General features: G+C 70.4%; 13 protein-coding genes. 1 reads left to right on the plus strand and 12 read right to left on the minus strand.

Translation table 11 applies throughout. From position 1 onward, the window contains the following. The first annotated feature begins 44 nt into the window (after nt 1-44). Complete coding sequence (locus tag ACIBP6_RS23950; RefSeq protein ID WP_397055484.1) at nt 45-1346, plus strand: MFS transporter; 1302 nt, start codon at nt 45-47, stop codon at nt 1344-1346. A 137-nt stretch (nt 1347-1483) separates the two neighbouring features. On the opposite strand, the gene ACIBP6_RS23955 is transcribed toward ACIBP6_RS23950, so the two are convergent. The 12 genes from ACIBP6_RS23955 to mltG form a co-directional block, all read right to left on the minus strand. Further along, the gene (locus tag ACIBP6_RS23955; protein ID WP_397055485.1) at nt 1484-2230 is read right to left on the minus strand and encodes a metallophosphoesterase family protein; all 747 of its coding nucleotides are present in this window, start codon (nt 2228-2230) and stop codon (nt 1484-1486) included. 400 nt (nt 2231-2630) lie between these two features. Then, on the minus strand, nt 2631-2864 hold the full coding sequence (locus tag ACIBP6_RS23960; RefSeq protein WP_187368203.1) for a hypothetical protein: 234 nt from the start codon (nt 2862-2864) through the stop codon (nt 2631-2633). A 143-nt stretch (nt 2865-3007) separates the two neighbouring features. Continuing rightward, nucleotides 3008-3340 carry a hypothetical protein gene (locus ACIBP6_RS23965; RefSeq protein ID WP_397055487.1) on the minus strand — a complete coding sequence of 111 codons (333 nt, stop codon included), beginning with the start codon at nt 3338-3340 and terminating at the stop codon, nt 3008-3010. Nucleotides 3341-3358: 18 nt separating this feature from the next. Further along, nucleotides 3359-5914, minus strand: a complete 2556-nt coding sequence (locus ACIBP6_RS23970) for a phenylalanine--tRNA ligase subunit beta (RefSeq protein ID WP_397055489.1) — start codon at nt 5912-5914, stop codon at nt 3359-3361. Then, nucleotides 5914-6954, minus strand: a complete 1041-nt coding sequence (pheS, locus tag ACIBP6_RS23975; RefSeq protein ID WP_397057067.1) for a phenylalanine--tRNA ligase subunit alpha — start codon at nt 6952-6954, stop codon at nt 5914-5916. Before pheS ends, ACIBP6_RS23970 begins: the two co-directional genes overlap by 1 nt. 130 nt (nt 6955-7084) lie before the next feature. Next, nucleotides 7085-8176, minus strand: a complete 1092-nt coding sequence (locus tag ACIBP6_RS23980; protein ID WP_397055491.1) for a sensor histidine kinase — start codon at nt 8174-8176, stop codon at nt 7085-7087. Between the two features lie 50 nt (nt 8177-8226). After that, on the minus strand, nt 8227-9030 hold the full coding sequence (locus ACIBP6_RS23985; protein ID WP_397055493.1) for a TrmH family RNA methyltransferase: 804 nt from the start codon (nt 9028-9030) through the stop codon (nt 8227-8229). A gap of 85 nt (nt 9031-9115) precedes the next feature. Then, entirely contained in the window at nt 9116-9499 is a 384-nt protein-coding gene (gene rplT, locus ACIBP6_RS23990; protein ID WP_111184321.1) for a 50S ribosomal protein L20, read from the minus strand. 24 nt (nt 9500-9523) lie between these two features. Beyond that, nucleotides 9524-9718 carry a 50S ribosomal protein L35 gene (rpmI, locus tag ACIBP6_RS23995; protein ID WP_397055495.1) on the minus strand — a complete coding sequence of 65 codons (195 nt, stop codon included), beginning with the start codon at nt 9716-9718 and terminating at the stop codon, nt 9524-9526. A gap of 123 nt (nt 9719-9841) precedes the next feature. Continuing rightward, nucleotides 9842-10519 (minus strand): translation initiation factor IF-3, encoded by a 678-nt coding sequence (gene infC / locus ACIBP6_RS24000; RefSeq protein WP_246075056.1) that lies wholly within the window; start codon nt 10517-10519, stop codon nt 9842-9844. 233 nt (nt 10520-10752) lie between these two features. Beyond that, nucleotides 10753-11598: a shikimate dehydrogenase gene (locus ACIBP6_RS24005; RefSeq protein ID WP_397055497.1), complete on the minus strand. Its 846-nt coding sequence runs from the start codon at nt 11596-11598 to the stop codon at nt 10753-10755. Between the two features lie 70 nt (nt 11599-11668). Then, the gene (gene mltG / locus ACIBP6_RS24010) at nt 11669-12826 is read right to left on the minus strand and encodes an endolytic transglycosylase MltG (protein WP_397055499.1); all 1158 of its coding nucleotides are present in this window, start codon (nt 12824-12826) and stop codon (nt 11669-11671) included. Nucleotides 12827-12973 lie beyond the last annotated feature (147 nt).

The following is a 12973-nucleotide window of genomic DNA, read 5'->3' on the forward strand; positions in this document are numbered from 1 at the left end:
CTTCCCCCACCCCCATCGGACAATGTGGCCTCGTGCGCCATCGAGTGAGACGCCTTGTTCGTCACCTTTCCATCGACCTGAGCCCGCTGCGCGATTCACGCGACTACCGGCTGCTCTTCAGTTCAGGCGTCATCACGATGTTCGGCACGATGATCGCCATGGTGGCGGTGCCGTACCAGATGAAGGAGCTCACCGACTCCTACCTGGCGGTCGGCCTGGTGAGCCTGGCGGAGTTCGTGCCGATGGTGGTGTGCGGCCTGTGGGGCGGGGCCATCGCCGACGCGCTCGACCGCCGCAAGATCATCGTGCTGAGCGAGCTGGGCCTGCTGATCACCTCTTCGGCGCTCATGGTCAACGCGATGCTGCCCGACCCTCAGGTCTGGGTCCTGTACGTGATGGGCGCCGTCTCCACGGGCATCGCCTGCCTGCAACGGCCCAGCCTCGAAGCGGTCATCCAGCAGGTGGTCAGGCACGACCAGCAGAGCGCGGCGGCCGTGCTGTCGAGCCTGCGCTGGAACTTCGGCGCCATCGTCGCCCCGGCGCTCGCCGGTCTCCTGCTCGCCCAGTACGGCCCCGCACTGGCGTACGGGCTCGACTCGCTGACGTTCCTGCTGTCGTTGCTCCTGCTGTGGCGGGTCAGTTCGCTCCCGCCGTCCGAGGACGCCGCCCCGGCGTCACTGAAGTCGCTGGTCGAGGGCGTACGGTACGCGGTGAGCCGCCACGACCTGATGGGCACGTACCTGGTGGACATCGCGGCGATGGTGTTCGCGATGGCGACGGCGCTCTACCCGTTCCTGGCCGACGAGCTGCGGGCACCCGGGGCGCTGGGCCTGTTCTACTCGGCCGCCGCCGTGGGCGCCCTGGTCGCCTCGGTCACCGGCCGGTGGACGGCCCGCGTGCAGCGCCACGGCCTGGGCGTCATCGTCGCCGCCACCCTCTGGGGCGTCGCGGTGGCGCTGACCGCCCTGGCCCCGAACGTCTGGCTGATCTTCGTCTGCATCGCGCTCGCCGGAGCCGCCGACATGATCAGCGGCATCTTCCGCATGACCATGTGGAACCAGACGATCCCCCAGGAGTTCCGCGGCCGCCTGGCCGGCATCGAGTTGCTCTCCTACGCCAGCGGCCCGATGCTCGGCAACGCCCGGGCCGGCCTGATGGCGAACCTCGGCGGCACCCGCTTCTCCCTCGGCGCCGGCGGCCTGCTGTGCGTAGGCGCCGTCCTCGCCCTGGCCGCCGCCCTCCCCAGATTCCGCCGGTACGACGCCAGAACCGACGAACACGCCCTCACCGAAAAGGCCCGCCGCGAAGCCACCCTCCAGACTTCCACCCAGGAATCCCCCGCCTGACCACCCCCGAGCCGACCCGCCCCACACCACCTGCGCATCCGCCTCCGAGCGAACCCGCCCTTGCACCACCTGCGCATCCACGACCGGAACAACCGCCCGCAGCACCAACGGACCGGCCGTCACCCGGGCCGGACCGCCTACCCGGCCCGCCCCTCCGCCTGCGCGAACGCCCGCAGCGCCGCAACATCCGAGTGAACGGTGGTCACGTAGGACTCCACCCACTCCCTGATCCCATCGAACCCACTCCCGGCGAGCAGCCGCTCCCCCACCCGCGTGGCATCGAGCGGCGTCGAGCGCAGGGTGACCGCGCCGGTCTCCCCGTCGAGCAGCGCCCAGTGCGCGCCGCCTCTCCCGTACGGCATCCCGACGGAACCCGGGTTGACCACCAGCACCCGATCGGCCAGCCGGGCGAAGGGCATGTGGGTGTTGCCCAGCACCACGGTGTCGGCAACCTCCCCCGCCAGCACCTCGGCCCACCGCTCGAGGGAGCTGTCGACGAGGATCATCTCCTCGTCGCTACGCGGCGTGGCGTGCACGAACAGCACCGTGCCGAGCCGGCCCAGCTCCAGCACCCGCCGATCGGGCAACGCGGCCAGCAACTCGACCTGGTCGGGACGCAACCGCTGCGCCGCCCACTGTGAGATCGCGTACGCGCTGGGCTTCCCGCGGACCGCCTCCACCAGCTCGCGGTCGGCGTTGCCGTTGACCCAAACGGCCCGCTCCCCCAGCTCGACCAGCGCGTCGAGCGTCTCGACCGGCATCGGCCCGGCCGCCATGTCGCCAGTGAGCAGGATGCGGTCGGCGGCGGCCACCTCGGGCTCGGCCAGCACGGCTTCGAGGGCGGGCAGCACCCCATGGATGTCGGACAGCACGGCGACTCGCATGCCTCCACCCTTCCACCGGCCACCGCCCGTCCAGGCCGTTGTTCGCGCCCGATGAACGCTGTTCGCCACCGACGAACCCGCCGCCCGCACACAAGGCACTCTTCACAGAACCCGGCGAAACTCTTCACACTCAACAAGTCGCCTCAAACGAAGAGGTCCCATGCATACGCAGCAGCAGGCCCCCTCCACACCAACCAGGCGATCACCACACCGATGGGTTTCTGGGGTGGAGTGCGGAGCCCCTCGCCCCACCATGCGTGTGGTCTACGCGCCCGGCAGCAGGCGGTCTTCTCTCAGTGACCAAGGACTCTCAGGGACCAAGGACTCTCAGGAAACAGACTTCTCACGAAAGCAGGCGACGATCCCCCTCACCCGGATCAGAGCCGGCCCCGCACTTGCGTCAGCCGGACTCCCGCCAGCCTTCGTACCGCTCCACCAGCTCGTCCACCTTGGTCAGCCGGCTCTCGTCCAGCCCTTCGACGACGACCAGCCATTGGGCGTCCTCCGCGTCGTCCTCCCCGGCCAGCGTCTCGCGGACCACCCGCGGCTCACCGAGCTCGGGAAACCACTCCCCCAGCGTCTCAGCGACCTTTTCGGCATCATCCCGTTCACCGAACACCAACAGCTGCCTCATGCGGCCGATTCTCCCGAGTCGAGCCTGTCCGTCTCAACTTCGCCACCGATCCGCATGCGTGCATGCCTGTTCACGTGGCGTGAGGGCAAGAGATTGGCAGCGCTGCGACATGACCATGGCTGCCGGAGCGGCGATCACCAAGATCACGCCTGCTCCCTGACTGGGTGTTCCCCCATGCGGTCATCGGTCGCGGGGCCAGCTTTTTCGAGGCCAAGGATGTTGCGCCGGCTGTCGAAGTGGTCTCCCCCGATTCCGCGGTACGCGACAGAGGACGCAAGCCCGTTCTCTACGCGATGGCCGGCATCCCTCATCACTGGCGGATCGAAGAAATCCACGACAAGCCGACGTCTTCGTTCACGACATCGACCGGCCACGAAGTCCTCCTTCATCACCGGCTCACGGTCTCGTTCGACATCGATCTCGACAAGCTGTACGTCCCCCGAACCCGACAGGGCCGGCGAGGCGTTCCGCCGCACCGGCCCTCACTCCTCGGGTCAGCCGCTCCGCAGCTGCGCTCCCACCCGGTCGGCTGCCAGCGCCACCGCCGCGTCGCGCGCCGCCGTCGTCTCCTCGACCGTCAGCGTACGGTCACCCGCCCGGAACCGCATGGTGTAGGCGAGCGACTTGTTCCCCTCGCCCACCTGCTCCCCGGTGTACACGTCGAACAGCCGGATCGACTCCAGCAGCTCACCGGCCCCGTCGCGCAGCGCGGCCTCCACGTCGGCCACCGGCGTGAAGTCGGGCACGACCAGCGCGACGTCCTGCGTGGCCACCGGGTAGGCCGACACCGCGGGCGTCTCGACCGGGCCGGGCATGACGGCCTCCAGCCGCGACAGCTCCAGTTCCATCGCCACCGTACGCGGGGGCAGCCCGTACGCCTCGATGACCCGCGGATGCAGCTCGCCGGCGTGCCCCACCAGCGTGTCGCCCACGTAGAGGGCGGCGCACCGGCCGGGGTGCCAGGGCTCGTGCTGGTCGGCGCTGACGGACAGCTCCACCCGGGACTCCCCCGCGACCAGGCGCGCGGCCTGCACCGCGTCGGCCCACGAGGCCGCGCGGCCCGCGCCCCACCAGCCGGACCGTTCGAACTCCCCGGCCAGCACCGCCGCGACCCGCAGCGGCTGGTCGGGCAGCGCCGCCTCGATCGAGGCCAGCTCCTCGGCGGTCGGCCGGCGCTCGACGCCGAGCACCGGCGCCACCTCGGGCGCGCCCTCACGCGGCCGGTAGACCGGCCCCATCTCGAACAGCGCCACGTCGGAGAAGCCACGCCCGACGTTGCGCACCAGGGTCCTGAGCAACCCCGGCAGCAGCGTCGTGCGCATCAGCGGCTCGTCTTCAGACAGCGGGTTGGCCAGCCGCATGGCGACGCGCCGCGCGTCCTCGGCGGGCAGCAGCAGGCGGTCGAAGTCGGCGGGGCTGATGAACGGGTAGCTCAGCACCTCGACGTAGCCGCCCTCGGCCAGCGCCCGGCCGACCCGGCGGCGCAGCCGCTGCCCCTCGGTGAGCCCGGCGCCCGCGGGGGCGGAGGGCAGCACCGACGGCAGGCTCTCGTAGCCTTCCAGCCGGATGACCTCTTCGGCCAGGTCGTTGGGGTCGGTGAGGTCGGGCCGCCACGACGGCGGCGTGACCGTGATCATGTCGTCGCCGGTGACGGCCAGCTTGGCGGCCAGCGCGCCGCCGGTCACCACGCCGGTCGGGTCGACGCCGCCCTGCCGCACGGCCGGGTCGGCGCCGTCGGTGACGACGCACCCGATCTGCTCCAGCCGCGCCACCACGGTGTCCTTCGAGTACGGCACGCCCGCCACGACTCCCGGGTAGCCCGCCGGGATCGCGATGCGCGCGGGCGACACCTCGGCCTCGGCGTGGGTGACACCCGGGTGCACGGTCGCGCCGCCCAGCTCGGCCAGCATCCGCACGGCCTTGTAGGAGGCGACGAGCGGCAGCTCGCGGTCGACGCCCCGCTCGAACCGCTTGGAGGCCTCGGAGACCAGCCCGTGCCGGCGCGACTCGCGCGAGATGCCGGTCGCGGAGAAGTGGGCCGCCTCGATGACGATGTCGGTCGAGGAGCCGGAGATCTCGGTCTCCAGACCGCCCATCGTTCCGGCCAGCGAGATCGGCCCCGACTGGTCGGTGATGAGGATGTCGTCGGGGTCGAGCTCGCGCACCACGTGGTCGAGCGTCTCCAGCCGCTCACCGGCCGCGGCCCGCCGTACGACGATCTCGCCGGTGAGCCTCTCCCGGTCGAACGCGTGCAGCGGCTGCCCGAGCTCCAGCATCAGGTAGTTGGTGACGTCGACGGCCGGCGACACGGGACGCATGCCGGCCCGCATGAGACGTACGCGCATCCACAGCGGCGTCTGGGCGGCCGGGTCGAAACCGGTCACCTCGCGCAGCACGAACCGGTCGCACGCCGTCGAGTCGCCGATGGAGGCCGGCCAGGCCGGCTCGGTCGCGGCGGGCAGCTCGACGTCGGCGGGGTCGCGGAAGGCCACCCCGAACGCCGTCGCCGCCTCGCGCGCCACGCCCCTGATCGACAGGGCGTAGCCGATGTCGGGCGTGATCTCCAGCTCGATCACGTCCTCGCGCAGCTGCAGCAGCTCGACCACGTCGGTGCCGATGGGCGTGCCGGCGGGCAGCACCATGATGCCGTTGTGGTCGTCGCCCAGTCCGAGCTCGCGCTCGGAGCAGATCATGCCCTCGGACATGCGCCCGTACGTCTTGCGCGCCCCGACCGCGAAGCCGCCGGGCAGCACGCCGCCGGGCAGCACGACGGGCACGCGGTCGCCGACGGCGAAGTTCGTGGCGCCGCAGACGATCATCCGCGGCTCGGCCTCGCCCGTCTCGACCTTGCAGTGCCGGATCGGCTTCTTGAAGCCGGTCAGCTCCTCGATCTCGAGGACCTCGCCGACGACGACGTTCTTGACGTCGTGGCCGTACGAGGTGATCGACTCGAGCTTGAGCCCGGCCGCGGTGAGCTTGTCGGCCACCTCGTGGGCGGTGACCGCCGGGAGATCGGCGTACTCCCGCAGCCAGGAAAGCGGGACCTTCATCAGATCTCCATTCCGAACGGGAGGGTGAAGCGCACGTCGCCCTCGACCATGTCACGCATGTCCTCGGCGTTGTGGCGGAACATGAGCGTCCGCTCGATGCCCATGCCGAACGCGAACCCGGAGTAGCGCGACGGGTCGATGCCGCACGCGATCAGCACGCGCGGGTTGACCATGCCGCAGCCGCCCCACTCGATCCAGCCCTCCGACTTGCACGTGCGGCAGGGCGGGTTGCCGGGGACGGCCGAGGCGCCGCGGCAGACGAAGCACTTCAGGTCCATCTCGGCGGACGGCTCGGTGAACGGGAAGTAGTTGGGCCGGAACCGGGTCGTGATGCCCTTGCCGAACATCACCTCCGCGAACCGGTCGAGCGTGCCCTTGAGGTGGGCCATCGTCAGGCCCTCGTCGACGGCCAGCCCCTCGGTCTGGTGGAAGACCGGGGTGTGGGTGGCGTCGAGCTCGTCGGTGCGGAAGGTCTTGCCCGGCGAGATCACGTAGACCGGCAGCTCGCGCTGCAGCAGCGCCCGGACCTGCACCGGCGAGGTCTGCGTGCGCAGCACCATGCCGGACTCGGTGGACCCGACGAAGAACGTGTCGTGCTCGCTGCGGGCGGGGTGGTCCTTGGCGATGTTGAGCGCGTCGAAGTTGAACCACTCGCCTTCGAGGTCGGGCCCCTCGGCCACCTCGTATCCCATGGCGACGAACGCGTCGGCGATGCGCTCCTGCAACGTGGTCAGCGGGTGGCGGGCGCCACGCGGGCGGCGGTCCCACGGCAGGGTGACGTCGACGGTCTCCTCGACGAGCACCCGTGCGTCGCGCTCGGCCTCCAGCTCGGACTGGCGGGCGGCCAGCGCCTCGTTGATCGCCTTGCGCGCGGTGCCGACGCGCTTGCCGGCCTCGGCGCGGGCGGCCGGCGGCAGCGCGCCGATCTCGCGGTTGGCCAGGGCGATGGGCGAGCGGTCACCCGCGTGCGCCAGCCTGGCCTGCTTGAGTGCGTCGAGGTCGCCGGCCGCCTTGATCGCAGCGATGGCGTCGGCCTCCATGCGCGACACCTCGTCGGCATGCAACGGTGTCACCTCGACGGGGTCGTAGTCAGACAAGAGTGAGCTCCGTATCCAGGGCTTGAGCGGAAAAGAGTCTAGTGGGGCCCGCCCACCGGGGCCGACTCGCTCACTACGGGGTGGCGAAGTCGGGTGTGCCGGTGGGCACGGTAAATCGGAACTCCGCCCCGCCCTCGGGCGCGCGCTGCACGATGATCGTGCCGCCGTGCGCCTCGACCAGGCCCTTGACGATGAACAGGCCGAGCCCGGTGCCGCCACGGCGACGGCTGTTGCCGCCCCGCCAGAACTGCCGGAAGACACGCGGAGCCAGCTCGGGCTCGATGCCCTCGCCCTCGTCGCGCACCGACACGGCCACTCCCCATCCGACGGACTCGATCTCCATGGTCACGGTGCCGCGCCCGTGGCGCACCGCGTTCTCCACCAGGTTACCCAGGATCTGGTCGATCTTGTCCTGGTCGAGCCACGTCTCGGGCAGGTCCTCGCCGACGACGAGGCGGAAGCGCTCCTCCGGCTCGCCGGCCGCCACCCGGCCGGCGATGAGCCGGCGCGCCCGCGCGGGCAGGTCGACGACCTGGCGGCGCACCTCCAGCCGGCCGGACTCGATGCGGGAGACGTCGAGCAGCTCGGTGATCAGCCGGGTGACGCGGTCGGCGTCGTTGTTGACGGTCTCGAGCATGACCAGCTTCTGCTCTTCGGTGAAGCGTGACCACTTGGCCAGCAGCGTCGCGGTGAACCCCTTGACGCTGGTGAGCGGCGATCGCAGCTCGTGGGCCACGGTGGAGACCAGGTCGGCGCGGCTGCGCTCCAGCCGGGCGCGGGCGCCGCCGTCGCGCAGGGTGATCGTGACGCGCTCGACCTCGCCGCCGCGCTCGGGCTCGCGCATGAGCCGGGCCGCGACGTAGAGCTCCTGGCCGCCCGGCAGGTGCAGCGGCCGCTCCGGCACCCGGATGCGGGTACGCAGCCCGCCCTCGGGGTCGAGCGCCTTCCACCAGTCGCGGCCGTCGTGGTCGCGGAACGGGAAGACGTCGCTCATGTGCCTGCCGACCGCGCGCTCCATCGTGACGCCGGTGAGGCGGACGGCGGCGCGGTTGACGGCCAGCACACAGCCGTAACGGTCGGCCACGATGAGGCCGTCGGGAAGGTCGTCGATGGCTATCGTGCACGAGGCGGCCACCAGCCGCCCCTCGCCGTCTGCGCCGTGCACGACCCCGCCTCCTCCGCCTACAACGCCGACAATAGCGGGTTTCCGGCCGCCTAGGGCACCCGCTGCGCCCGGGCCGAGGAGTAAAGGCATACCGCCGCGGCGGTGGCCAGGTTCAGGCTTTCGGCCTGTCCGTAGATGGGCACGCGCACCACATCGTCCGCCTCGGCGAGTATCTCCTCCGGAAGCCCCCAGGCCTCGTTTCCGAAGATCCACGCTGTCGGTCCCGAAAGATCGACATCGTCGAGCGTGTGCTTGCCCGCGCCGTCGGCAGCCAGCACGCGCAGCCCCCGCTCCCTGAGTTGACGCACGGCGACCCCGACCGGTGCACCGATGACGACGGGCAGATGGAAAAGACTTCCCGCGCTCGCGCGCACGCACTTGCCGTTGTACGGGTCGACGGAGGCGTCGGTGAAGACCACCGTGTTGGCGCCGGCGGCGTCGGCCGCCCGCAGCACCGTGCCGGCGTTGCCGGGGTCGCGCACGTGCGCGAGCATCGCGACCAGCCGCGGCTCCCCCTTCAGGCCCTCCTCCAGCGGCACGTGGAGGAGCCGGCAGACGGCCAGCAGCCCCTGCGGGGTCACGGTCTGCGACAGCTCCGACATGACCTCGCCGCTGGCGCGGTGGACGGGCACGCCCTTGAGCGTGGCTTCGGTGATGAGCTCGGGGTGGCGCAGTTCGGCCTCTGCCGTGCTGAACAGCTCCAGTGTCACGCCGTCGAGCTTGAGCGCCTCGCGCACCGCCTGCGGCCCCTCGGCCAGGAACCGGCGGTCCTGCTCGCGGAAGGCGCGCTTCGTGAGCCGCCGGGCCGCCTTGACCCGCGGCGATCTCACGTTGGTCAGCTCGGACCCGGCCATCAGATCAACTCCCCGTCTCCCCCAGTCGTACAGACAGCGAAGGGCCCACCGGCATCGGTGGGCCCTTCGGTTAAGGCAATGTGCTTCAGCTCGCGGCCGGAGCGTTCACGTTCGCCGGCAGCGCCTTCTTGGCGGCCTCGACGAGCGTGGCGAAAGTCTGGCTGTCGTTGACCGCGAGGTCGGCCAGGATCTTACGGTCGACCTCGATGTTGGCCAGGCGCAGACCCTGGATGAGACGGTTGTACGTCATGCCGTTCTGCCTGGCGGCGGCGTTGATGCGCTGAATCCACAGACGACGGAAAGCACCCTTGCGGTCCTTGCGGTCCCGGTAGGCGTACGTCATCGAGTGGAGCATCTGCTCCTTGGCCTTGCGGTAGAGCCGCGACCGCTGACCGCGGTAACCGGCGGCCCGTTCCAGAACGACCTTGCGCTTCTTCTTGGCGTTGAGCGCCCGCTTCACGCGTGCCATGTTTCTTCTCCCCGGGGGTTCGCGCTACTTGCCGAGCAGCTTCTTGATCTTCTTGGAGTCGGCGTCGGAAAGGACGACCTCGTTCTTGAGACGGCGCGTCAGCGTGGACGACTTCCACTCGTTGTAGTGCGCGCGGTTGGCACGGCGACGCTTGAGCTTGCCGGTGCCGGTGAGCCGGAACCGCTTCTTCGCACCGCTGTGCGTCTTCATCTTCGGCATGTCGCCGTCTCTCCTCGTTTCGGTCGTGCCGGTGGCCGGGCCGGTGGTGGCCGACCCGGTCGCGGCGTCCTACGTCTGCCGGTGGCTGCTGGGGTTGCTGTCAAGGCTAACCCCAACTGCGGGTCACGCTTCCTGTGCGGAAGGCTCCTCGTCGCCACGCTGCGCCTTGGCTGCGGCCTTTTCGGCCTTGGCCTCGGCTTTCTTCTTGTGCGGACCGATCACCATGATCATGTTACGGCCGTCCTGCTTGGCGTGGGACTCCACGAAGCCGAGCTCCTGGACGTCCTCCGCCAGCCGCTGCAGCAGCCGGAAGCCGAGCTCCGGCCGGGACTGCTCGCGTCCGCGGAACATGATCGTGACTTTGACCTTGTCTCCGGCCTTCAGGAACCGCACCACGTGACCCTTCTTGGTCTCGTAGTCGTGCGGGTCGATCTTCGGCCGGAGCTTGATCTCCTTGATGATCGTGTGCGCCTGATTCTTGCGCGCCTCGCGCGCCTTCATCGCGGACTCGTACTTGAACTTGCCGTAGTCCATGAGCTTGCACACGGGCGGTCGAGCCGTGGCCGCGACCTCGACGAGGTCGAGGTCGGCCTCCTGGGCGAGCTTGAGAGCATCGTGAATCGAGACGATGCCCACCTGCTCGCCGTTCGGGCCCACGAGGCGAACCTCGGGAACTCGGATACGCTCGTTGATGCGGGGCTCAGTGCTGATGGGGCCTCCTAGGTTTGCGATCCCTACGTGCTCGTCGTACTGGGGCTTTACGCGTTCCCTCGAATGCGAAAAGCCCCGCACGTCGCGCATGCGGGGCCACTGAGCTCTGTGGCTTAGCGGCCTCGAGCTCCCCGGAGAGTCCGGCGTGATCCTGGACCCGGCCACCTTTCGGCGACTCGGGTGGGAGGGAGACCTCCGCTTGCGCGTCCAGCAAACATGCCGGACCGATCAGAGAGCTACACTACCACAACCACGGCGGGCGTTCGAATCATCCCGAGCGGGGTCACTTCCGGGACACGCCCTCGCAAAGGGTTCGCCAGCTCTCACGACAGGGCCGTTCGGCGGCGCAGTTCGGCCTCCCCCGCCTCCCGCATGGCCTGCACCGGCACACCGGCCTGGCCGGTCATCAGCTCCACCTGCCGCACCGCCTGGTGCAGCAGCATCTCGAAGCCCCCGATCACCGTGCCGCCCGCTGCCTGGACGGCCGAGGCCGCCCGGGTCGGCCACGGCGCGTAGATCACGTCGAACAGCGCCGGCACGCACGCCAGCCGGTCGGCGAAGGCGTCGGCGGCCCCGCCCGGCAGCGTCGAGACCACGAGGTCGACTCCCGTGAACGCGTCGAGCTTGTCGAACGTCTCCACCGCCAGCGCCACGCCGAGCCGCTCGGCCACCCGCGCGGTCTCCCCCGCCCGCGCGGGATCGCGTACGAGCAGCGTCGCGGAGTACAGGCCCAGGTTGCGCAGCGCCGCCAGCGCGGAGGCCGCCGTGGCGCCGCCGCCCAGCACGGCCGCCGAGCGCGGCGCCGCCACCCCGGCCTCGGCCAGGGCGCGCTCGATGCCGTAGACGTCGGTGTTGTCGCCGTGTCGCCGCCCGTCGCGGAAGACCACGGTGTTGGCCCCGCCCACCTCGACGGCCGGCTCGGCGACCGTGTCGAGCAGCGGCAGCACGGCACGTTTGAGCGGCATGGTGAGCGACAGCCCGGCCCACACGTCGTCGCCGGGCTCACCCCTGACCGGCCGCAACGCCTCCAGCATGCCGGCCAGCCCCGCCTCGTCGCACTCGAACGCCTCGTAGCTCCACGCGTCGAGGCCCATCGCGCGGTAGGCCGCCCTGTGCAGGCAGGGCGAGAGCGAATGGCCGATGGGCGACCCCATCACCGCAGCGCGCATCCCCACTCCTTCCGAACAGGACGACCCTATCGCCGTCCGTCCGGCGCTCGGACGGACGGCGATCCGGGGATCAGCCGCCGCAGCCGCCGTTCGCCCTGCACTCGGCCACCAGGGCCTGGCGCTCGGTCTCCGTGGTGGCGAACTTGGTGACGTTGCTCTTCTCGTCGGTGGCGACGAAGAACAGCCAGTCGCCGTCGGCCGGGTTGAGCGCCGCCTCGATGGCGTGGTCACCGGGATTGGTGATCGGGCCGGGCGGCAGCCCATGGCGCCTGTAGGTGTTGTACGGGGACTTGCTCTCCAGCTCGGCATGGGTCGCGTAGGTGCGGAACTTGCCGAGCGCGTACATCACCGTGCTGTCCATCGACAGCGTCATCGGCGGGTCGTGGTCCAGCCGGTTGTAGATGACGCGGGCGATCTTCGACATGTCCTCGACGCGCCCGGCCTCGGCCTGGATGATGCTGGCGATGGTCATGATCTCGTGCGGGGTGTGCCCGAGCGCCTTGGCGCCCTCCTCGAGCTCGATGCTCTTCGCGGTCTGCCGGTACCGCTCGACCATCGCCGCGAGCATCTGCTTCGGGGTGGTCTTCGGCTGGAACTCGTACGTGGCGGGGAAGGCGTAGCCCTCGAGCTTGCCCTTGGCGTACGACGGGAGGTCGAGGCCCTCGGCGTCCTTGGCCGCGGCCTGGAACTCCTTGATCGGTTTGCCGGTCTTCTCCGCCAGCTTGGGCAACATCTGGGACAGCCGCAGGCCTTCCGCGATCGTCACGGTGGCGAGCAGGCGGTTGTCGGGGTTGAGCAGGCCCACCGCGGCGGCGGCCGACATCCGCTTGCGCATCTTGTACTCGCCGGGCTGCAGCTTGTCGCTCATGTTGGCGTTGCCGACGGCGTTGGTGAACGCCCTCGCGCTGGCCACGACGCCCTGCTGCTCCAGCTCCAGTGCCACGTCGGAGGCGCTCTGGCCGTCCTTGATCTCGATGACGACCTCGCCGGCGCCCTGGCCGGTGAAGTCGTCGGGCACGAGAGCGTCGTTGATCCACCGGTAGCCGTAGTATCCGCCGCTGCCGATGATCCCGGCCAGCACGACGAAGGCGAGCAGCGGCGCCAGGAAACGGCCCCTGCCGCGGCGCCGGCGCCGCCTGCGGGATGTGCGTCTACCGCCCCGGGCGCCGGACCGGGTGGACCCGTCGTCCTCGGCGCCGAGCAGCGTGTTGAGGTCGAGATCGTTCATAGGTGCGCTGGCCAATCTCCCGGTGCCGCCCGCCGGACGTCAAGCGGAACTGCCCAACCGGCTGGGGTCACCGAGCGGAACTGGGGGGTCCGCCGGGCATGCTCCCACGACCAGCGGAGATCACTCTGGGTAGCCATGCTAGGGGAC

It is taken from the genome of Nonomuraea terrae, from assembly GCF_044465245.1.
Classification (GTDB): domain Bacteria; phylum Actinomycetota; class Actinomycetes; order Streptosporangiales; family Streptosporangiaceae; genus Nonomuraea; species Nonomuraea terrae.